This is a genomic window from Croceitalea vernalis (assembly GCF_031846405.1).
GTDB classification, from domain to species: domain Bacteria; phylum Bacteroidota; class Bacteroidia; order Flavobacteriales; family Flavobacteriaceae; genus Croceitalea; species Croceitalea vernalis.
In genome coordinates this window covers 245,351-266,431 of the sequence record NZ_JAVRHU010000001.1, presented here as the reverse complement: position 1 = coordinate 266,431, position 21,081 = coordinate 245,351, and the positions used below count along the sequence as shown (strand labels likewise).

21 protein-coding genes are annotated in these 21,081 nt (G+C 34.4%); 12 read left to right on the top strand and 9 right to left on the bottom strand.

The genetic code is table 11. The annotated features are described in order from the left end of the window. The first annotated feature begins 61 nt into the window (after positions 1-61). Together bioB and RM520_RS01140 are read left to right on the top strand one after the other, a co-directional pair. Complete coding sequence (gene bioB / locus RM520_RS01145) at positions 62-1,147, top strand: biotin synthase BioB (RefSeq protein WP_311386675.1); 1,086 nt, start codon at positions 62-64, stop codon at positions 1,145-1,147. A gap of 70 nt (positions 1,148-1,217) precedes the next feature. Continuing rightward, a complete protein-coding gene (locus tag RM520_RS01140; RefSeq protein ID WP_311386674.1) occupies positions 1,218-2,084 on the top strand; it encodes a cupin-like domain-containing protein in 867 nt (288 codons plus the stop codon). Between the two features lie 45 nt (positions 2,085-2,129). Here the strand turns inward: RM520_RS01140 and RM520_RS01135 are convergent, their stop codons facing one another. From RM520_RS01135 to RM520_RS01115, 5 genes are all read right to left on the bottom strand, one after another. After that, positions 2,130-2,585, bottom strand: coding sequence for a regulatory protein RecX (locus RM520_RS01135; RefSeq protein ID WP_311386673.1), 456 nt, complete (start codon positions 2,583-2,585; stop codon positions 2,130-2,132). A 3-nt stretch (positions 2,586-2,588) separates the two neighbouring features. Then, positions 2,589-3,413, bottom strand: a complete 825-nt coding sequence (locus RM520_RS01130; RefSeq protein ID WP_311383864.1) for a DUF3667 domain-containing protein — start codon at positions 3,411-3,413, stop codon at positions 2,589-2,591. 3 nt (positions 3,414-3,416) lie between these two features. After that, positions 3,417-3,620, bottom strand: coding sequence for a DUF4177 domain-containing protein (locus RM520_RS01125; protein WP_311383863.1), 204 nt, complete (start codon positions 3,618-3,620; stop codon positions 3,417-3,419). 65 nt (positions 3,621-3,685) lie between these two features. Beyond that, entirely contained in the window at positions 3,686-5,233 is a 1,548-nt protein-coding gene (locus RM520_RS01120; protein WP_311383862.1) for an Rne/Rng family ribonuclease, read from the bottom strand. A 260-nt stretch (positions 5,234-5,493) separates the two neighbouring features. Beyond that, the gene (locus RM520_RS01115) at positions 5,494-5,784 is read right to left on the bottom strand and encodes an HU family DNA-binding protein (RefSeq protein ID WP_311383861.1); all 291 of its coding nucleotides are present in this window, start codon (positions 5,782-5,784) and stop codon (positions 5,494-5,496) included. Between the two features lie 112 nt (positions 5,785-5,896). On the opposite strand from RM520_RS01115, the gene mutY reads away from it, so the two are divergent. Genes mutY through gldD form a run of 4 tightly spaced genes read left to right on the top strand, consistent with a single transcriptional unit; the run spans position 5,897 to position 9,312 of the window. After that, positions 5,897-6,928, top strand: a complete 1,032-nt coding sequence (gene mutY / locus RM520_RS01110; protein ID WP_311386672.1) for an A/G-specific adenine glycosylase — start codon at positions 5,897-5,899, stop codon at positions 6,926-6,928. Positions 6,929-6,950: 22 nt separating this feature from the next. Then, entirely contained in the window at positions 6,951-7,415 is a 465-nt protein-coding gene (locus tag RM520_RS01105; RefSeq protein ID WP_311383859.1) for a single-stranded DNA-binding protein, read from the top strand. A 24-nt stretch (positions 7,416-7,439) separates the two neighbouring features. Next, a complete protein-coding gene (locus RM520_RS01100; protein ID WP_311386671.1) occupies positions 7,440-8,768 on the top strand; it encodes a gliding motility-associated protein GldE in 1,329 nt (442 codons plus the stop codon). After that, entirely contained in the window at positions 8,758-9,312 is a 555-nt protein-coding gene (gene gldD, locus RM520_RS01095) for a gliding motility lipoprotein GldD (RefSeq protein ID WP_311383857.1), read from the top strand. Before RM520_RS01100 ends, gldD begins: the two co-directional genes overlap by 11 nt. 1 nt (position 9,313) lies before the next feature. Here the strand turns inward: gldD and RM520_RS01090 are convergent, their stop codons facing one another. Both RM520_RS01090 and RM520_RS01085 read right to left on the bottom strand, forming a co-directional pair. Then, a complete protein-coding gene (locus RM520_RS01090; protein WP_311383856.1) occupies positions 9,314-9,742 on the bottom strand; it encodes a hypothetical protein in 429 nt (142 codons plus the stop codon). Between the two features lie 4 nt (positions 9,743-9,746). Then, positions 9,747-10,070, bottom strand: coding sequence for a heavy-metal-associated domain-containing protein (locus RM520_RS01085; RefSeq protein WP_311386670.1), 324 nt, complete (start codon positions 10,068-10,070; stop codon positions 9,747-9,749). A 136-nt stretch (positions 10,071-10,206) separates the two neighbouring features. Between RM520_RS01085 and RM520_RS01080 the strand changes: the two genes are divergently transcribed. Then, entirely contained in the window at positions 10,207-11,100 is an 894-nt protein-coding gene (locus RM520_RS01080; RefSeq protein ID WP_311386669.1) for a DMT family transporter, read from the top strand. Positions 11,101-11,125: 25 nt separating this feature from the next. On the opposite strand, the gene RM520_RS01075 is transcribed toward RM520_RS01080, so the two are convergent. Continuing rightward, positions 11,126-13,198: a M16 family metallopeptidase gene (locus RM520_RS01075; RefSeq protein WP_311386668.1), complete on the bottom strand. Its 2,073-nt coding sequence runs from the start codon at positions 13,196-13,198 to the stop codon at positions 11,126-11,128. A gap of 1 nt (position 13,199) precedes the next feature. Next, entirely contained in the window at positions 13,200-14,522 is a 1,323-nt protein-coding gene (locus tag RM520_RS01070; protein WP_311383852.1) for a M16 family metallopeptidase, read from the bottom strand. A gap of 270 nt (positions 14,523-14,792) precedes the next feature. On the opposite strand from RM520_RS01070, the gene rplU reads away from it, so the two are divergent. From rplU to RM520_RS01045, 5 genes are all read left to right on the top strand, one after another. Then, entirely contained in the window at positions 14,793-15,470 is a 678-nt protein-coding gene (gene rplU, locus RM520_RS01065) for a 50S ribosomal protein L21 (protein WP_311383851.1), read from the top strand. Positions 15,471-15,509: 39 nt separating this feature from the next. Beyond that, complete coding sequence (rpmA, locus tag RM520_RS01060; protein ID WP_311383850.1) at positions 15,510-15,770, top strand: 50S ribosomal protein L27; 261 nt, start codon at positions 15,510-15,512, stop codon at positions 15,768-15,770. Positions 15,771-15,953: 183 nt separating this feature from the next. Then, complete coding sequence (locus RM520_RS01055) at positions 15,954-18,788, top strand: TonB-dependent receptor (RefSeq protein ID WP_311386667.1); 2,835 nt, start codon at positions 15,954-15,956, stop codon at positions 18,786-18,788. Positions 18,789-18,856: 68 nt separating this feature from the next. Continuing rightward, a complete protein-coding gene (locus RM520_RS01050; protein ID WP_311386666.1) occupies positions 18,857-19,873 on the top strand; it encodes a phytase in 1,017 nt (338 codons plus the stop codon). Positions 19,874-19,971: 98 nt separating this feature from the next. Next, positions 19,972-21,054, top strand: coding sequence for a dipeptidase (locus tag RM520_RS01045; protein WP_311383847.1), 1,083 nt, complete (start codon positions 19,972-19,974; stop codon positions 21,052-21,054). Positions 21,055-21,081 lie beyond the last annotated feature (27 nt).

Sequence of the window (21,081 nt, the reverse complement as noted above, 5' to 3'; positions counted from 1 at the left end):
TGACTAAAAAACCGAAGTGAAAACTTCGGTTTTCTTTTTTAGAATTTCCTATTTTTGACTTATGAGCGAGATAAGACACGATTGGACGAAAGAACAGATTCTTGGCATTTATAATAAACCGTTAATGGAGTTGCTTTATGAAGCCGCTACTGTTCATAGAAAAAGTCATGATCCAAATACAGTTCAGGTTTCAACCTTACTTTCTATTAAAACTGGCGGCTGCCCTGAAGACTGTGGGTACTGTCCGCAAGCGGCACGTTATCATACCGACATTGAAGGTAATGACTTGATGACTGTTCCTCATGTGAAAGCACAAGCATTAAGAGCAAAGGCTTCGGGTAGCTCTAGAGTTTGTATGGGTGCCGCTTGGCGTAACGTTAAAGACGGACCCGAATTTGACCAAGTTCTTGAGATGGTGCGAACTATCAATAAATTAGATATGGAGGTTTGTTGCACTCTAGGAATGATTACGGAGAATCAAGCCAAACGATTAGCGGAAGCAGGCTTATATGCATACAACCATAATCTAGACACTTCGGAGGATTATTATAAAGATGTAATTTCTACTCGTGCGTTTGAAGACCGTTTAGATACTATTGAAAATGTTCGAAAAACAAATGTTACTGTTTGCAGTGGAGGTATTATTGGTATGGGTGAAAAATTGGAAGATAGAGCTGGTATGTTGGTTGCTTTAGCTTCTTTGAGTCCGCAACCTGAATCGGTGCCAATTAATGCTTTAGTACCTGTTGAGGGTACACCAATGGAGGATATTGAGCCTGTCGCTATTTGGGATATGATTAGAATGGTAGCAACGACCAGGATTGTAATGCCTGAAACACAAGTTAGGCTTTCAGCGGGGAGAACTGAAATGACACGAGAGGGGCAAGCTATGTGTTTCTTTGCAGGTGCTAATTCTATTTTTGCGGGGGATAAATTACTAACAACTCCAAATCCTGATGTCAATGAAGATATGGAGATGTTTAAATTATTAGGTTTAAACACACAAAAGCCTTTCACAAAGGTATCCCAACCAGAAACTATAGAGGCTAAAGATTCTCAATACCAGCCTTTAGGTGAAAAGCCAAAATGGTCTCGTCCAGGTCATAAAATTGAACGTAACGAATTAGCCAAGCAAAACGCTAAATAAGTAGAAGAATTTGTGATTATTCCCCAATTATAATTCGTTTACTACCTTAGTTTTTCTAAATTTTTAAAATTTGGGACTTAACCTAGAACAAATACCACGCGTTAAAACGCTTACTAAAGAAGCGTTTTTAAAAGATTATTTTAAGCCACAGAGACCTGTGGTTATAGAACAATTTATAAAAGACTGGCCTGCATATTCTAAATGGAGTTTAGATTATATGAAAGAGATTGCTGGTGATAAGCAAGTTCCTCTTTATGATGATCGCCCAGTTGCACATGATGAAGGCTTTAATGAGCCTCATGCTACCATGAAAATGGCTGATTATGTTGATCTTTTAAAAAGTAAACCCACTAAGTTTCGAATTTTTTTATGGAATGCTTTAAAAGAGTTGCCTCAACTTCAAAAAGATTATAATTATCCTGATTTTGGACTAAGTTTAATGAAGGGCTTACCTATGCTCTTTTTTGGTGGTAAGGGGTCTCATACTTTTATGCATTACGACATTGATTTGGCGAATATTTTTCACTTCCATTTTGAAGGTGAAAAAGAGTGCATTCTTTACTCCCAGTCTGAAACTAAATTTCTATATAAGGTGCCACATTCTTTAATTGTAAGAGAGGATATTGATTTTTCAAAACCTGATTTTAATAAATGGCCAGCTTTAAAACATGCTAAAGGTTTTACTACTCAATTAAAACACGGTAACGTTCTTTACATACCTGAAGGGTATTGGCATCATATGAAATATATTACTCCAGGTTTTTCAATGAGTTTAAGGGCTATTGCACGAAAGCCAAGAAATATCATAAAGGCAGTTTATAATCTTTTGGTGATGCGTTATTTTGACAATATTATGAGAAGGGTTAAGGGTCAAAAATGGATTGATTGGAAGAATGAGAGGGCCATAAAAAATACTGATGATATTGTAAAAGCGTAAGGTATTGCACTTCTATTTGATAAAAAGAGTATAGAACATAGAAGATTACTTAATTAATTCTCTTAGTTTTTCATATACCAAGTGACTTTCCCAGCCTCGATATAAAAGATAATCAGCTAGTTTTTTACGTTTTTTTTGAAGATTCGTTTCAGTAATTTGTTCTAATCTTTTTTTAGCAAGGGTATCAAGGGTTTCAATATAAGTTTCTTCATCAATCTCTTTTAAGGCGGCGGTAATATTATATCTAGAGATTTGACGTTGTTTTAATTCATTTTCAATTCGGTTTTTACCCCACTTTTTAATATTAAATTTTCCTCTGGCAAAACTTTTAGCGAAGCGTTCTTCATTTAAAAAGTTATCTTCAATAAGTTGAGTTACAATTTGATCTATAGCCTCAGGAATCATACGCATTCCTTTTAACTTCTCAATTACCTCTTTATGACAACGTTCTTGATAGGCACAATAGTTTTCTAACTTTCTTTTGGCTTCTCTTAATGTCATTTATTACATTTTAATCAAATTCTCAAAATCAAGAAGACCAAATCTTGCACCTATATAACCAATTACAAAGAATGCTATACCCAAAACAATTGAAAGACCAATAAGAATCCCAATAAAAAGAAGAATTTTTAAGATCAATTCTGACCAACTTAGCTTATAAAGTTGTTTGTAGGCATGACAATAAAGTGAAAAAGTACCGAGTAAACTTAAAAAAAACAAAGAAGGATGAACTATAATCGCCACAAAGAAGAAAAGTATAGAAAAAAGAAAACCTACGCCTTGTAGATAAGAATTAACGACTAAATGTTCACCAAAGTTATAGCGTTTTCTAAATACTGACCACGATAATAAGGCATAAAGGGGTAAATTAATTAAAGTAATAATATTTAAATACCGAAGGAGAAATTCTTGCATTTTGTTTGAATCTGCCCTTGATTTTTCTTGAAATTCATCACTTTCATAAATACCACCAAGATTTTGAGCCATCCACTCAAGCTGAGATTCATTGGCTTTTTCCGTTATGGACAAGTACTGTTCACTAAAAATATTAAAGAAGAATATGCCCAAGGTTAGTCCTATCAACAAAAAGCTAATAGGGTTCATATAACGTTTTCTGGTACCGTCAATATATTGTTGTAGTAGTTTTCCAGGGTAAACAAATAAACCTCTAACAGTTAGAAAATATTTGTTGTCCCAACCGAAAATATTAGCTGCTGCCTCAGAAAGCAATAATTTTAACGAAATACGATTTCTTATAATTTTACCTCCGCAATGCTGACAATAAAATTCATTTTCGTCAATTTCATATGCACAGTTTTTACATTCCATAGACTATTTTACATCTCGTTCAAAATATAAATACATGTATACTGCCGCGCCAAAATTTGTGGCGTCAGTCGAGGATAATTTCCATCCTTCTTTAGCCATTTCGTCTAGTTTTACCTGTATATCTTTTGTAGAATCTTTTAAGATATGTTTTGTGTCAAGTTTAAGTTTAGAGTAGTAAATAAATGATTCAACTTTATATTCCTTCATTTTGTATTACGTTTGTTAAAAACAAGATACAAAAAAAGCGACTCCATTACTGAAGTCGCTTTTTGTTATCTAACTACTTTGCCCTGTTTATCTTTAAATCTATATTCAAGATAAGTATAGGCATCTCTAGGTTGAATTTTAACCCATTTTTTATACTCTAAAAACCATTTTTGACGAATGGAAGGCACTCCTTTAGTCAAATAAGCTGCTATAAAAGGATGTATATTGAGTACGATACTTTTATTCTTATTCGGGCCTTTTAAAATACGTTCTAACTCAAAATTGATTTTATCAAGTAAAACAATAGGCGCTTCTACCTCTTTGCCAGAACCGTTAGGGTTCTCTTCGCTGGTTTTAATATTCATCTCAGGTCTTACCCGTTGCCTTGTGATTTGTACTAAACCAAATTTACTTGGAGGTAAAATCTTATGCTTAGCGCGGTCATCTTTCATTTCATCTCTAAGAAAATCAAAGAGTTTTCTACGATGATCACCCCTTGTCATATCAATAAAATCAACAACAATTATACCACCCATATCTCGCAAACGAAGTTGCCTTGCAATTTCTGCGGCTGCCAACATATTTACTTCCAATGCGGTATCTTCTTGATTTTTTGCTTTATTTGAACGGTTACCGCTATTTACATCAATTACGTGTAAAGCTTCAGTATGTTCAATAACAAGGTAAGCTCCTTTACTCATTGTGGCAGTTTTGCCAAAAGAGGTTTTAATTTGTCGTTCAATCCCAAATTTTTCAAATATGGGGGCTGAACCACTATATAATTTTACAATGGACTCCTTCTGCGGAGCTATTTCGTGCACATAGTCTTTAATATTGTCATGAAGCGTTTCATCATCTACGTGAATTCCTGTAAAAGAATCATTAAAAATGTCTCTTAGAATTGAAGAAGCTCTGTTGAGTTCAACTAATACTTTCGACGGATGTTCGGCTTTATACAACGTTTTGCACATTGCAGTCCATTTTGTCTGCAAGTTTTGGAGATCTTTGTCGAGTTCTGCGACTTTTTTGCCTTCTGCCACGGTACGAATTATTACTCCAAACCCTTTTGGCTTAATACTTTTTACAAGTCTTTTAAGCCTACTTTTTTCTTCATTACTTTCAATTTTTTGAGAAACTGAAACGCGGTCGGAAAAAGGAACCATGACCAAATAGCGCCCGGCTATTGAAAGCTCAGAACTAATTCTTGGTCCTTTGGTTGAAATGGGTTCTTTTACAATTTGTACTAATAACGATTGATTGGCTTTGATAACTTCGTTTATCGAGCCATTCTTATCAATATCTTTTTCAAATGGAAAATCTTTTAAGGAAAAATCTTTGAGTTTTCCCGTTCTTGCTTGCTTAATGAACTTTAGCATAGAAGCTAGCTGTGGGCCAAGGTCATGATAATGCAGAAAGGCATCTTTTTCATAACCAACATTTACGAAGGCTGCATTTAGGCCCGTAACGGGTTTTCTGATTTTGGCGAGGAAAATATCCCCAACCGAAAAGCTATTGTTGTCTTCTTCTTTGTGAAGTTCAATAAGTTTTCCATCTTTTAATAAGGCAAAATCGACAGCATCAGAACTAGATCTTACGATTAATTCTCTATTCACCTGTTTCGATTTATATCCGTCTCTAATTTTGAGACGAATGGATTTAACATATATATTGTTTGATCTATTAAGACCAATCAAGTACTAAAAATTTTTTAACCATGATGTCAATGAACGTATTAAAGCGAAAAAGTAGTCAGCTGACTACTTTTTCTTGTGTCGGTTAGCTCTCCGGCGTTTCTTACGCTTGTGTGTAGCTACCTTATGTCTTTTTCTCTTTTTTCCACTCGGCATATTCGCGTTGCTTTTTCGTTAGTAAATTATTTTACCTGTACATTACTTTTTACTCCTTCTACAAAAACCTTAGCAGGTTTAAAAGCAGGAATATTGTGTGCAGGAATTTTGATGGTTGTATTCTTTGAAATATTTCTTCCTGTTTTCTCAGCTCTAGTTTTGATAATAAAGCTACCAAAACCTCTTAGATAAACATTATCTCCGCTCTCTAATGAGGTTTTAACCTCTTCCATAAAAGATTCTACAGTCGCTTGTACGTCTCCTTTTTCAATACCCAGTTTTTCTGAGATTTTAGATACAATATCCGCTTTCGTCATTTCGTATTTATATTTTCGTTTTTTTTAGGCTTGCAAATATATAAATGTTTTACATAAAGCCCTAAAATTTAAGTATATAAACTGTTACTTTAATCTTATAGTATTTTCATACATGAATTTTTCCTATGAAATTTTGAATTGGTATGCTGAGAATAAACGTGTACTTCCATGGCGTTCAACTCGTAACCCATATAATATTTGGTTATCCGAAGTAATGCTTCAACAAACTAGAGTTGCTCAAGGCTTACCTTATTATGAAAAATTCATAAAGGAGTTTCCTACTGTTAAAGATATGGCTTCGGCAAGCGAGGAAAGAGTACTTAAACTTTGGCAAGGTTTAGGGTATTATTCCCGAGCTAGAAATATGCATGCTACTGCTAAAATGGTGGTTAATGAGTTTAATGGTTCTTTTCCGAATACTTATGAAGGTCTAATTAAATTGAAGGGAGTTGGTGATTATACTGCAAGTGCCATTGCTTCTATTTGTTTTGACCAAGCCGAGCCCGTGGTTGATGGCAATGTTTATCGAGTATTGGCACGTTATTATGGTATAGAACTCCCTATTAATTCAACAGCGGGAATAAAGCATTTTAAAAAACTTGCTAGAGAAGTTATGAATACTAAAGAAATTCGTGATTATAATCAGGGTATTATGGAGTTTGGAGCAATTCAATGCGCTCCTAAAAAACCTTATTGTCTTCATTGTCCTATAAGTGAAAATTGTGTTGCTTTAGCACAAAATCGAGTTCATGAATTACCAATTAAGCTCAAAAAATTAAAGGTTAAGAAGAAGAATTTTAATTATCTAATTTTTTTGGACTCTAAAAAACACACCATATTGGAGCAGCGCACAGGCAAAGGAATATGGCAAAATCTTTATCAATTTCCCTTGTTTGAATCAGAGTCCGAGGCCAATATTAATCAAGTTTCAAAGAGGGTTTCAGAAAACTATTCCAACATAAAAAAGTATGAAATTTCTCTTTTTAATGAAAAGCCAATAATTCATAAACTATCTCATCAACATCTTCACACAAAGTTTTGGATTATTGAGGTTGAACGGAATTTGCCAAAAGCTGTATCATGGAAAAGTTTGGAGGAGTATCCGGTTCCAGTTTTAATAGCAGATTTTATCCGAAGCTTTTAAAATTTAGTACTTTTGATTCACTATGAGCGGAACAGTAAATAAAGTAATGCTAATTGGGCACTTAGGTGATGAAGTTAAAATGCACTATTTTGAAGGTGGTGGGTGTATTGGTAGATTTCCTATTGCTACCAATGAAACCTATACCAACAAACAAACTGGAGAAAAAGTAACAAATACTGACTGGCATAATGTTGTGGTTCGAAACAAGGCTGCTGAGATTTGTGAAAAATATTTAAGCAAAGGCGATAAAGTCTATGTTGAAGGCAGATTAAAAAATAGACAGTGGCAAGGTGAAGATGGCAATACACGATACACTACAGAAGTTCATGTTCAAGATTTTACCTTTCTAACTAATAAGAATGAAGCTGGTGCCAATATGCAGAGTGGTCAAACTAATCAACAAGCTGCGCCAACCCAACCACCAACGACTCAAGCTTCAGTTACACCGGTTTCAAACTCCGAACCGGACGACGATTTACCTTTTTAATAAGTAAAATTAAATTACTCGGCATTGGACCCTGACCCTTACAGTTTATCCTTAATAGCAAATGTCTTTAATGGAGTTTTTATTGTAAAAGTTTTGGTGTTATTAATTCTTTTGCTTTTTTCAGCCTTAATCTCTGGTGCTGAAGTTGCTCTTTTTGGCCTATCTCAAACCAATTTGAATGAAATTGAAGAAGAAGATACTAGCAGAGGTAAGCTGATTCTTAAGCTTTTATTGAAGCCAAAAAAGCTATTAGCTACAATATTGATTGCTAATAATGCCATAAACATTGGTATTGTGCTTCTTTTTAGTTCAATAGGAGATATCTTGTTTTCAACTATTAATCAAACTATTTTTGGTGTAATTTCTGTTCGTTTTGTTCTTGAAGTTCTAGTTGCGACCTTCTTAATATTAATGTTTGGTGAAATTCTTCCTAAAATATATGCCAATAGAAATCGAGTTCAATTCTCACATTTTATGGCCTCGCCACTTAGAGTGTTGGATACTATTTTTACACCAATCAGCATGCCTATGCGTTCGGCTACTTTGTTCCTTCAAGATAAATTAGGTAAACAAAAATCAAATTTTGGTGTTGATCATTTATCACAAGCTTTAGAATTAACCTCAGAAGGTGATACTACCAAAGAGGAGCAAAAAATCTTAGAAGGTATTGTGTCTTTCGGTAATACAGATACGAAACAGGTGATGCGACCTCGTATTGATATTTTTGCTTTGAATGAAGAGATGAAATTTCCTGAAGTAATTCAAGAAATTAAAAAAAATGGATATTCTAGAATACCTGTTTTTTCAGAGAACATGGATAATGTTTTAGGGGTGTTGTACGTTAAAGATTTGCTGTCTTATATTGACAGAAAATCGTTTAATTGGATATCTCTAATTCGAGAACCTTACTTTGTGCCGGAGAATAAAAAACTTGATGATTTACTGCTAGAGTTTCAAGAGCAAAAAAAGCACTTGGCAATTGTAGTTGATGAATATGGCGGCACCTCAGGTATTGTAACTTTAGAAGATATTATTGAAGAAATAGTAGGCGATATTAGTGATGAATTTGATGATGAAGATTTGATTTATTCAAAGCTGGATGATCAAACATATGTTTTTGAAGGAAAAACAACGTTGAAAGATTTTTACAGAGTTGTTAAACTAGATGATGATGAACTCTTTGAAGACAATAAGGGTGAGTCTGAAACCATTGCCGGTTTCGTGTTAGAAATTTCCGGAAGTTTTCCGAAGCGAGGGGAGAAGGTTATTTTTAATGAATTTGTATTTACTGTAGAAAGTTTAGACAAAAAACGCTTAAAACAAATCAAGGTAAAACTACCTCATGAAGTATAGCATATTAATTTTATTGGCTTGTGTGTTTTTCAATTTGGCATGTAATGATGAGGTTTTGCCTAAGCCAAAAGCAATGATGCGACTTGATTATCCCACAGCATCTTACATTAAATCAGAAACTCCAAATTTTGTTTTTGAACAGAATAATATTGCAATCGTAAAACAACAAAACATTAACGGTCTTACACTAGATTACCCGACTATAAAAGGCTCAATATATTTAACATACAAACCAGTAAATGACGATTTAAAAACATTATTAAATGACGCTCAAAAATTATCATATGAACATGTTGTGAAAGCTGATAATATTGTTGAGCAACCCTTTATTAATGATGATAAAAGGGTATTTGGGATGTTTTATGAAATAACGGGAAATGCTGCATCTCAATCACAATTTTACGCAACTGATAGTACTAAGAACTTCGTAACGGGCTCACTTTATTTTTACGCTAAGCCCAATTATGATTCCATTTTCCCAGCTGCAATTTATTTACAAAATGATATTCGAAAGATTATGGAAAGCTTAGAATGGAAAGATTAAATTATTTTTCTAATAGTAATTGAGCTTTCTCTATACTCATATTTATTTGTTCTTTTAAAGCGTTAACCTTCTCCTCCTCTTCGTTTAACCATTCTTTTTTTTCAGAAGTAAGTTCTTTTCCATTCAATATTTCATCAGAATCAAAACGATTTCCAAACCCCATCATCCAATCCATCATCGATTTATTGGCTTTTTGAAGATCTCTCATAGCCGCTTGATATTCCATACCAGTTTCGGTTGAATCAACTTTAGATTTTAATTGCGCCACAAGTTTTGAAACCGTTCCCATTTTAGGCATTACTTCATCATGAACGATCATTACTTGTTCCATTTGAGTTGGCTTTTCTTCTTCAGTTTTTTTTTCTTGTTTACAAGAAAATGAAAAAACTAGAATAAAAAGTAAGGCAATTTTATTAAGATGATTAAACATGTTTTTATTGTTTAGTCTGAATTGCTTCAATAACATAGTTGTAATTTTTAACTTTTGTTGCTATAATTTTTTGCTTTATACTGTCAATTGGAATAATCAATGAATCATAAGAGACAATAGCTTTTCCGATTTCAAAACTTACTTCTGAATTTTGAACTCCTGTCAAGTTTTTGATGTTTTCATTGATAGCATCTGCGCAACCTTCTTGGCAGGCCATTCCGGATATTGTGATTTCAATGGTTGTTAAATTTGTCTGTTGCTTTTGACCAAAAGATGATATTGTTGCTAATAGGGCTATAAAAGGCAGAATATTTTTTTTAAATCGCATGAAAAAAACTTTATAAAGTGAAAGTAATAAGAACTTTAATTAGAACCTAAATCTTATCTTAATTCTGGTCATTTAGCTCTTTATAAGAATACCTTTGTTCAGAGATTAGTATACCAAACTATAATCCAAGATTATAATGACCGAACAAAATAGAAAATGGATTTATCTTTTTGTATTATCCATCATTTGGGGTACTTCTTATATTTTAATTAAAAAAGGTTTAGAAGGTTTTACCCCTATTCAATTAGGTTCTGCAAGAATTGTTATTGCTGGTTTTTTTCTATTTTTAATAGGATATAAATCTTTAAAAAAAATTTCAAAAGAAGAATGGAAATGGATTGCTTTATCAGGTTTTATTGGTAGTTTTTTTCCAATGTTTTTATTTGCCTACGCAGAGACTGAAATAGATAGTAGCATTGCTGCAATCTTGAATTCTTTAGTGCCCTTATTTACCTTATTTGTGGGGCTTTTTGCTTTCGGAATTTCATTCTCAAAGAACCAATTAATAGGAGTTTTACTTGGTTTAATCGGAGCAGCGTTTTTGATTTTTTTTGGTAAAGGAGTGAACCCAAATCAAAACTATTGGTATGCTGGTTTTGTGATTATTGCCACAATCTGTTATGCGTGTAATGCGAATATTATTAAAAGCAAACTGCAAAATGTTACTCCAATGGGTATTGCCGTTGGCAATTTTGCTGCTATTATTATACCTGCCATAATCGTCCTGCCATTTTCAGGCTTTTTTAGCATCCAGGTTACTTCGGGCGAACATTTTTGGAGCTCGCTAGGTTATATTATCATTTTATGCGTTATAGGCACTTGCATTGCTAAAATAATGTTTAATAAATTAGTTCAAATTTCTTCGGCAGTATTCTCAGTTTCTGTAACTTATTTAATACCTATAGTAGGTATTTTTTGGGGAATTTTAGATGGAGAAAAATTTACCTTAAGTCAGTTTTTGGCTGCTTTATTAATATTGGTCGGAGTTTATTTAGTAAACAAAAAAAAGACGCCTCGAAAGACGTCTTGATTTTTAATTAGAAAAAGCTATTAGATTATTCAAAATCTGCTGCGGATACTCCTTCATTAACTTTTATCTCTTTAACGATAAAATCAAATTTTTGAGGCCCCATAGTTTGAGATAACTTAAATGGGAAAAGTATTCCAGATACTACCTTATAATCACTCAACATCATATTCTGTTGAACAGTTTGACCTTGCATTTCTTGCACAGTTACTTCTTGAAGTTTTAGGCCAGATTCAACATCATAAAAAACAGTTTTCTCGTCGGTGATTTTAAGCTTATACGCTTTTTTATCACCAACTGCTTCAATGCCTTCTAAAGTAATATCACCAGCGAAAAGATAATTTAATTCTGGAAAAGCTGCTGACTCTTCTTTTAATGCTGTTATTTCTTCTTCAGTTAAATCCTTGCGTTGACCTTGGGCCATCATATAGCCTCTATCACCATCAATGACCTGTTTTTGCATAGAGTTCCCCATCATTCTAACATCTTGCATAAATTGCTCTTTTGAGGTTTTCTTCATTTCTAACTCCAGTTTCATCCCTTGCATTTCTGCCTCGGCCAACATGGCATATGATTCAACAGCTTCTAATTTTGATTTTCCACCAATTGCCTCTAAGTATTTTTCAATAACTGTAGTTGCTGTAATTCCTTCAGGGATAGCGCTGTTATAATCTGGTTTCTCAGTTTTTGAAGCAACCTTGTCATAGTACAATACAGGAACGGTCTTTTCATTAAAAGAAACTTTTTCAAGATTCTCAAGGACTTCACTTCCTTTTCCAGCGACCACGATACGCGCATTATTGGTGGTAAAGTATTTTTTGGCCGCTTTCTGAACATCTTCCGTTGTAATCGCGTTGATACGTTCTAAATATGTCTTATAAAAGTCTTTTGATAGTCCTTCTTTTTGAATATTTAGTGCATAATTAGCAATGGTTTGCGGTCGCTCTAAAGCCATTACAAAACGCCCAACATATTTGGCTTTTGTATTTTTTAATTCCTCATCAGTAACCGGTTCATTAACTATACGGTCAATTTCACTCAAAATTTCTACAACAGAACTGTCTGTAACTTGATTACGTACTTGGGCTTCTGCTGTAAATCGAACAGGTTGATATTTATCATTTCCGATTGAAGAGTATGAACCATAGGTATATCCTTTGTCTTCTCTAAGATTTAAGAATAGCCTTCCTTCACCGCCTCCACCTAAAATTTGGTTGGCTACTAAAGCAGGTAAGTAATCATCATCTTTCATTTGCAATTCAACTAAACTTTGAACAGCCACTTCTGATTGCACGGCATTGGGCATATCAACAAAATTTATTTGAGTGTATTGCGCATCTGTTGGTTTAGTATAGCTCAATGAAGGAGGTGTTGCCTTTGTCCAAGGCGTGAATGCTTTTGTTACTAATTCTTTAACCTCCTCAAAATTAATATCACCAATGACAACTAAATAGGCATTAGCTGGTACAAAATAGTCTCTATAAAATTCCTCAACATCCAACAAAGTGACATTGTTCACAGTCGCTTCAGAGGTAATTTCTCCGTATGGATGTTTAGTTCCGTAGGCCAATGCTCTCTGAACTCTATTCGCTATGGCAGAAACATCATTTTCTTCTGCTTTTAGCCCTGTAAGTAATTTTGCTTTTTCTTTTTCGAATTCTTCAGCAGTGAAATTAGGGTTAATGGCCGCATCTGCCATAAGTTCTAAAATTCTGGGAAAATATTTAGAAAGACTACTTGCAAACGCGCTTTGAGAACCAAAATTAATTCTTGCTCCTAAAAAATCTACCTCTTCATTAAAATCATCTTTTGGAATAGTAGTTGAACCATTGCCAAGCATACTAGACATAAGACCAGAGACTCCAGCTTTTTCTCCTTCAAGAATTGGTGGGTTATCAATATCTAACTGTATTGATACTCTTGGCAATTTTCTATTTTCAACAACCATTACTTTTAAACCATTTTTCAACTCAAAAGTGTTCGGTTCTTCCAAGTTAATCTGCGGAGCAGGTCCTGGTTTTGGCTGTTGTGTGCGGTCTATTTGTGCATATGAAATTGTAAAAAACAATGTCAGTATTGCGAATAATATATTCTTTTTCATCTTAGTTAGCATTTTTTTGTTCAGGTAGATATTCCAGTTCTACACGCTCATTTACTTTAAGATATTTAGCGGCGACATCTCTAATCTCTTCTCTGGTGATGCTGCGGTAGATATCTATTTGAGTATTAATTAAGCTAGTATCATCATAAAGTAAATGGTAATTTGCTAATGAACCAGCGATTCCCGCGATACTGCTATTTGAATTCACAAAATTATTCTCTGCTTTATTTTGAAGTTTTTGGTAATCCTTTTCTGAAATTAGTTCCGTTTGAACCTTCACTATTTCTTCATCAACCTCTTTCATAATATCCTCTAAAGATGTTTCCCCAACAGGTAAGCCCCCTACGATATAGGCACCGTAGTCTTCTTGAGAACCATTGAAAGCAAATACTTGTAAAGCCATTTTTTTATCGTCTACTAGCTTTTTATAAAGCTTGGAACTTTTACCATCACTCAAATATGTAGAAATCATATCAAGCACATAAGCATCACGTTCGGTCTGACCAGGTGTGCGATACCCCATCATTATTAGAGGAATTTGAATATTTGGATCTTCAAATTTAACTTTTACAGGCCCTTGTATAGGGTCTTCAATAAAAGTGTTCTGAACAACATCAGCACCTCGAGGAATAGGACCAAAATAATCTTGAATCATTTTTTTTGTTTTCTCTATTTCCAAGTCTCCTGCCACTACTAATACGGCATTGTTTGGTACGTAAAACTTTTTATTGAAATTTTGAAAGTCTTCTAACGAAGCACTAGCCAAATGCTCTAGTGAACCAATAACAGTCCAATTATATGGGTGTTTGGTGAATAGGTTTTTGAACATTTGTTCTTGCCATCTACCATAGGGAGCATTATCTACTCGTAGTCGTCTTTCTTCTTGTACAACTTCTTTTTGAGTGTCTACTCCAATTTGATTGATAACAGGATGAAGTAATCTCTCCGATTCCATCCAAAGTCCTAATTCTAGATTATTTGATGGAAAATTCTCATAATAGTAGGTACGATCATAGTTTGTGGTTGCATTATTACTGCCACCATTGGAAGACACAAGTTTAAACCATTCACCACGTTCAATATTTTTAGTTCCTTCAAATAAAAGATGCTCAAAGAAATGAGCAAACCCTGTTTTATTCGGATTTTCATTTTTTGACCCAACATGGTACGAGACGGCAACAGTTACTACTGGTACGTTATTATCTTGGTGCAGAATTACATGCATACCGTTATCTAAATCGTATTCTTCAAAGGCTACTTCTTGCGAAAAAACTAAGCTCATTGAAAAAAGAACGCCAAAGAAACTCAAGCAATTTTTTTTCATTTTTTAGTGTTTAGAATTAAAGATTTTAAATGTTTGTATTACAATTCTTAATAATGTTACACGAATATAATTTTTTTGTAGTGTCGGAATGAAAACTACTATTTCTTTAACAAGAAATTATAGAAGAATTAGTCAGATAATTAAATTGTTCTCAATGGGAAGAAATAATTTACTTAAATGGCTAAAAATTCTTGTAGATTAAGGATTTAGCAGTATATTTGCACCCGCTATTTGAGAAAATAGCTCAGTGAATAATTTAATATAATCAGTATGTACGCAATTGTAGAGATGGCAGGGCAGCAGTTTAAAGTTGCGAAAGACCAAAAAGTGTACGTTCACCGTTTACAAGCTGAAGAAGGTAAAAAGGTAACTTTTGATAAAGTACTTCTTTTAGATGATAATGGTAGCGTTACTATTGGCGCCCCAGTCATAGACGGTGCGGCCGTAGAGGCCAAAGTCGTTAAGCACCTTAGAGGTGATAAAGTAATCGTTTTTCATAAGAAAAGACGTAAAGGTTACAGAAAGAAGAATGGTCATAGACAATCTTTGACTGAGATTGTTGTGGAAAGCATTGTTGCTAAGGGAGCTAAGAAAGCTTCTCCGGCAAAGACTAAAGCAGCAACAACAAAAAAGGAAGCCGCTCCAAAAAAAGAGGCAGCTCCTAAAAAAGCAGCTCCAGCTAAAAAGGCAACTGCCAAAGCAAAAGCTGATGATTTAAAGAAAATAGAAGGTATTGGACCAAAGATTGCTTCAACTCTAATTGAAGCAGGTATCGCTACTTTTGCTGATTTAGCGAAAGCTAAACCAGCAAAAATTTCTGAAATTATTTCTGAAGTTCGCGGTAATCATGTTACTGACACTTGGCCAGCACAAGCTAAATTAGCAGCTGATGGTAAGTGGGATGAGCTTAAAAAATGGCAAGATGAATTAGACGGTGGTAAGGCATAAGGTCAACCATCTGGTATAACAATATAAAACCGTAGAAAAATGGCACATAAAAAAGGTGTAGGTAGTTCAAAGAACGGTAGAGAGTCAGAATCGAAACGATTAGGTGTTAAGATTTTTGGCGGTCAGGCTGCAATAGCTGGTAACATTATCGTTAGACAGCGAGGTACAAAACACAACCCAGGTGAAAATGTTTACGCAGGTAAAGACCACACGTTACATGCGAAAGTTGATGGCTTGGTAAAATTTGAAAAGAAAGTAGGCGGAAAGTCATATGTTTCTATAGAACCTTTTGAAGCATAAAATATTCTTTTTCTAAAAATATAGAACCCTCACCTTTGGTGGGGGTTTTTTGTTAACTAACTGTTAGGTTATTTTAAACTACCATGTTATTTTGACTAAAGTTGATTTAATCTTAAAAATTAACTAACCTCATATTATACCTATTTCCAAGTTCTTTGTGGTCTATAATTAACCACTCAGAAAATGAAAAGTAGTTTAAGTCTTTTAAGTTTATTTTTTACCTCATTTATTTTTGCTCAAACGGGAAATATTCAGGGCACCATTTCGGATGAAAATGGGATTTATGTACCTGGTGCTAGCGTTTATATCGCTTCAATTGAAAAAGGGGCAATATCTAACTTTGATGGTCGCTTTACCATTGTAGCGGTGCCGGAAGGCACCTATACACTAGAGATCTCTTATATTGGATACTCACCCGTTTCTCAAGAAATTACAGTAATTAATGGAGAAACAACAGTAGTGAATTTAAATATGAATTCCACTAATGTTGAATTAGAGGGTGTTGAAGTATCTGCCTATGGAATAAGTGGTACAGCAAAAGCGCTTAACACTCAAAGAACAAATCTTAACATTACCAATGTAGTATCTACGGACCAGATAGGGAAGTTCCCAGATGCTAATATTGGAGATGCAGTAAAGCGAATACCTGGAATTACTATGCAAGTTGATCAGGGTGAAGCACGAAATATTATTGTTCGTGGTTTATCACCACAACTTAATTCCGTAACCTTAAATGGTAGCCGTATTCCCTCTGCAGAAGGGGATAACAGAAATATTCAGATGGATTTAATTCCTTCAGATATGATTCAGACCATTGAAGTAAACAAAGCAGTAACTCCCGATATGGATGCTGATGCCCTTGGTGGTTCTGTGAACTTGGTTACTAGAACTGCTCCGCAAGGCTTTAGACTTTCTGCCACTGCTGGTTCAGGAATCAATTTTATTACTGACAAAAGAATTTTAAATGGTTCTTTATTAGTTGGCGACCGGAGTAAGGATGGCAAATTTGGTTGGATGGTGTCGGCCTCAATTAATGATAACGATTTTGGTTCTGACAATGTAGAAGCGGAATGGACTGATGAGTTTGCCTTTACCAACGAGGACGGTGAAGAAGAAGAGTTGGATGTAAATCCTTACACAAACGTAAGTGAACAACGCACCTATTTGGTACAGCGTATTCGTAGAAGTTTTGCCGCAAATTTTGATTATAATTTTAATGCGGACAACACTATTTATTTAAAGACCATGTATAATTGGCGAGATGATCGTGAAAATCGTTTTGTCTTAGCTCAAGAGATTTTAGACCCAGAGGATATTGGTGTTGATGACTTCACAATCACTAATGGGGTTCCTACAAGGTTCCCAGCTGAAATTGCTAGAGAAACAAAAGGGGGAATTAATAATGATAGAAATAAAAATCGACGGTTGGAAGACCAGAGAATGCAAAATTATAGTCTCGGCGGTAACCATTTATTTGGAAGCTTGAAAATGGATTGGATGGCTTCATATGCAAAGGCTTATGAAGAAAGATTGGATGAACGTTATGCACAATATGTAGCGGAGTATTCGGTATTAAATGATAATACTGACCCCGAATTTCCAATAATGACCGCAGAAAATGCTGCAGATGTTAACGATTTAAGCGCTTTTGAGTTTGATGAAATCACCAATGAAACTCAATATACAGAAGAAGAAGATATTAACTTCTTCATTAATTTTGAACTTCCTTCTGATTTTTTTGGAAATGGTGATGGAACAGTCAAATTTGGTGCAAGAGGTCGTTTTAAAAAGAAGTTTAGAGATAATAACTTTTTTGAATTTGACTTAGAAGACCAATATCCAACTTTAGCCGATTTTCCGACTAAAAGCTATACGGATTCTAATTTCTTGGCTGGTAGTCAATACGAAGCGGGATTATATCCTGATGAGGTTTTCTTAGGTGGACTTGATTTGACCGATAACGCTGGCGAATCAGTTCCTGATGAATTTCTAAGAGATAATTTTGATGTTAGTGAAGATGTGTGGGCCGCATATATTATGGCAAACCAAAAGCTTTCAGATAAGTTAAGTGTTATAGCGGGTTTACGTTTAGAGAACACTAAAATAACAGCTACTGGAAATCAAATATTAGATGAAGAGGAAGTAATAGGAGAAACAACAAATGAAAGTTCATACACGAATATTATGCCAGGTCTGCACTTTAAATATGATGTTTCTGATAATACAATTTTAAGACTTGCTTGGACAAATACTTTAGCAAGGCCTAACTATGTTGATCTAACACCTTTCTCCGATCTTGTAGAAGGTGACGAAGAAATTTTTGTAGGAAATCCTGAGCTAGATCCAACAACATCAATGAATTTTGATGTAATGGCAGAACACTATTTTAAAAGCGTAGGTCTTATTTCTGGTGGTCTTTTTTATAAGAATATAAATGATTTTGTTTACACATTTATTTCTGAAGCTCCTGATGACTCATTCGGTGCCGGTTCAGCAGGATTTGATTTATTTCAACCTTTAAATGGAGATAAAGCCACTATATTCGGGGCAGAAGTCGCTTTTCAAAAGCAATTAGATTTTTTACCAGGCTTTGCTAGAAATTTTAGTTTGTACCTCAATTATACGTTCTTGACTTCAAGTGCTGATGGCATTCGTAATGAAGATGGTGATGAACGTACCGATTTAGATTTACCTAATACAGCACCAAATATGTTCAATGGTTCTTTAGGCTATGCTGACAAAAAGTTTAGTGCAAGACTATCATTAAACTTCTCAGATTCTTATATCGATGAGATAGGCGGTAATGCTTTTGAAGATAGGTACTATGATGTTCAAACATTTTTGGATTTTAATGCTTCATATGCAATCAATAATAAATTAAGACTTTACGCAGACCTCAATAATATTACAAATCAACCTTTACGTTACTTTCAAGGGGTAAGTGCAAGAACACAACAAGTAGAGTTTTATAGTCTTAGGTTTACTTTTGGCCTAAAATATGACTTATTTAAAAAATAGTTTAAGTTAGTTTAGCCTTAAAACCGTCCTTTTGAAAAAGAGGGCGGTTTTGTCTTAAATTGAATATTATGAAACAAATTAGTATCTTTTTTTTAGTCTTAATAGGTCTTACATCATGTAAAAAAAGCAAGCTTATTCCCATAAAACCAGACATTGTTACAGAAACCACATTAAATGATACTGATGACCCTGCAATTTGGGTAAATCCTAAGGATGCTTCAAAGAGCATTGTGTTTGGTACTGATAAAGAAACAAATGGCGCGATATATGCTTTTGATTTAGAAGGAAAAATAATTGAAGAAAAAACTATAAGAAACATTCAGCGACCTAATAATGTGGATGTGGAATATGGTTTTCAAATTAACGACACTACCCAAACAGACATTCTTGTTTTTACCGAAAGAGAAAAACAACAAATTAGAATGTATTCTGTGCCAGATATGAAACCATTGGATAATGGAGGTTTTCAAGTTTTTAAAGATGCCACAGAATTTGAGCAGAATTTACCAATGGGAATTTCGCTATATAAGTCACCCAAGGACTCTAAAATTTATGCTATTGTAGGCAGAAAAACAGGGCCTGCAACTAATTATCTATATCAGTATGAACTAAAGGCAGATAGCTTAGAAATTCAGTCAAATTTAGTTAGGAAGTTCGGCGCTTTTAGTGGTCAAAAAGAAATTGAAGCCATTGCTGTAGATGACGAAATGGGTTTTGTTTATTATTCTGATGAAGGAGTTTGTATTCGAAAATATTATGCTGAGCCAAGTATGGGGAATGAAGAAATATCTTGCTTTGGCGGAGAATACTTTTTAAAGGATATAGAGGGTATCGCCATTGCGACTTATGAGCATGGGAAGGGGCAACTTATTGTTTCCAATCAGCAGCAGGGAGAGTTTAATATTTTTTCACAAGAAGATAACACATTTATAAAAGCTGTAAATCTTGCAACACTTGAAACCGATGGTTGTGAAGTTGTAACTGTGCCTCTTAATGATACTTTTCCTAATGGACTTTTTGTAGCAATGAACGATGCTAAGAACTTCTATTTTTATGATTTAAATAACATAATCCCTCAAAAATAAGGTAATCACAAATTTCTCAATTTGAAACCAAAATTCTTTTATCATCAAGTAAGTGGAGTCTAATATTTACTAACTTAGGCTAAATAACCACCTTAAAAATGAATAGAGGAGAATTTAATAGACTTGCAGCACTTGGAGCCTTATCATCCCTTTTAACCTATGATGCTAAGGCTGCCTTTAATAAGGAGAGCAAGGTTTATAACCAATCCATAGTTATAGATGGTCTCATTATAGGCAGAAACTGGGATAAAGCTTCTTTTGCCGCCCTCGCAAAGACCGGGTATTCCGGCTTTAATGTTTCCTTAGATTCTTTCAACTTAAATAGATCATTACTTTCTTTGGTAAATTGGAAAGACATTGTAGATGATAATAGTGACAAATTAATTCACGCGACTACTGCAGAAGACTTCAAGCGTGCAAAAAAAGAAAACAAAGTTGCAGTACTCTTTGGTTTTCAAAATTCGAGAATGATTGTAAATGATATAGATAATCTAGATATTCTATATCAAGCCGGAACTCGTTGGATGCAGCTTACTTACAATGAACGTAATTTGATTGGTGATGGCTGCACAGAAAGAACCAATGCGGGACTTTCCGATTTCGGTATAGAAGCAGTTAATCGCATGAATGAACTAGGTATTATTATTGATCTTTCTCATTGTGGTAGACAAACTACCGATGATGGTATTGAGTTCAGTAAAACTGGGGCAATGATTAACCACTCTATGTGTGAGGCACTACATAAAAATCATCCCCGTGCTAAAACAGATGCACAGATAAAAGCTATGGCAAATAAAGGAGGAGTAATGGGTATTATATGCCTTGGCTATATGTTAGGGCCAAACTTAGGTGTTGATACAACTCTAGAAACTTACGTAGACCATATAGATCATGCTGTGAAAGTTGGAGGGATAGACCATGTGGGATTAGCTGCTGATTATCCGATACAAGGATTAGAGGCGAATGGCGCAACAAGAGAGAATTGGTACGTACCTCGATTAACACGGTTCAAACCTTCTTATAAAGTACAATGGCCACCATGGATTCCTGAGCTTGATGAAACAGATAGATATCAAAATGTAACAAGACTTCTTGAAAAAAGAGGCTATAGCACTGGTGATATTGAAAAAATATTGGGTCTAAATTTCTTGCGGTATTATGATGAAGTATTGCAGTCTTAATTTATGTTTCTCTTTTCCTTTCATTTT

Coding starts and splice junctions, on each gene's coding strand:
- RM520_RS01055 (WP_311386667.1), top strand. CDS start 15,954: ATGAAAAGTAGTTTAAGTCTTTTAAGTTTATTTTTTACCTCATTTATT.
- RM520_RS01075 (WP_311386668.1), bottom strand. CDS start 13,198: ATGAAAAAGAATATATTATTCGCAATACTGACATTGTTTTTTACAATT.
- RM520_RS01130 (WP_311383864.1), bottom strand. CDS start 3,413: ATGGAATGTAAAAACTGTGCATATGAAATTGACGAAAATGAATTTTAT.
- RM520_RS01085 (WP_311386670.1), bottom strand. CDS start 10,070: ATGCGATTTAAAAAAAATATTCTGCCTTTTATAGCCCTATTAGCAACA.
- RM520_RS01125 (WP_311383863.1), bottom strand. CDS start 3,620: ATGAAGGAATATAAAGTTGAATCATTTATTTACTACTCTAAACTTAAA.
- gldD (WP_311383857.1), top strand. CDS start 8,758: ATGAAGTATAGCATATTAATTTTATTGGCTTGTGTGTTTTTCAATTTG.
- RM520_RS01050 (WP_311386666.1), top strand. CDS start 18,857: ATGAAACAAATTAGTATCTTTTTTTTAGTCTTAATAGGTCTTACATCA.
- rplU (WP_311383851.1), top strand. CDS start 14,793: ATGTACGCAATTGTAGAGATGGCAGGGCAGCAGTTTAAAGTTGCGAAA.
- RM520_RS01105 (WP_311383859.1), top strand. CDS start 6,951: ATGAGCGGAACAGTAAATAAAGTAATGCTAATTGGGCACTTAGGTGAT.
- bioB (WP_311386675.1), top strand. CDS start 62: ATGAGCGAGATAAGACACGATTGGACGAAAGAACAGATTCTTGGCATT.
- mutY (WP_311386672.1), top strand. CDS start 5,897: ATGAATTTTTCCTATGAAATTTTGAATTGGTATGCTGAGAATAAACGT.
- RM520_RS01070 (WP_311383852.1), bottom strand. CDS start 14,522: ATGAAAAAAAATTGCTTGAGTTTCTTTGGCGTTCTTTTTTCAATGAGC.
- RM520_RS01115 (WP_311383861.1), bottom strand. CDS start 5,784: ATGACGAAAGCGGATATTGTATCTAAAATCTCAGAAAAACTGGGTATT.
- RM520_RS01045 (WP_311383847.1), top strand. CDS start 19,972: ATGAATAGAGGAGAATTTAATAGACTTGCAGCACTTGGAGCCTTATCA.
- RM520_RS01080 (WP_311386669.1), top strand. CDS start 10,207: ATGACCGAACAAAATAGAAAATGGATTTATCTTTTTGTATTATCCATC.
- RM520_RS01090 (WP_311383856.1), bottom strand. CDS start 9,742: ATGTTTAATCATCTTAATAAAATTGCCTTACTTTTTATTCTAGTTTTT.
- rpmA (WP_311383850.1), top strand. CDS start 15,510: ATGGCACATAAAAAAGGTGTAGGTAGTTCAAAGAACGGTAGAGAGTCA.
- RM520_RS01135 (WP_311386673.1), bottom strand. CDS start 2,585: ATGACATTAAGAGAAGCCAAAAGAAAGTTAGAAAACTATTGTGCCTAT.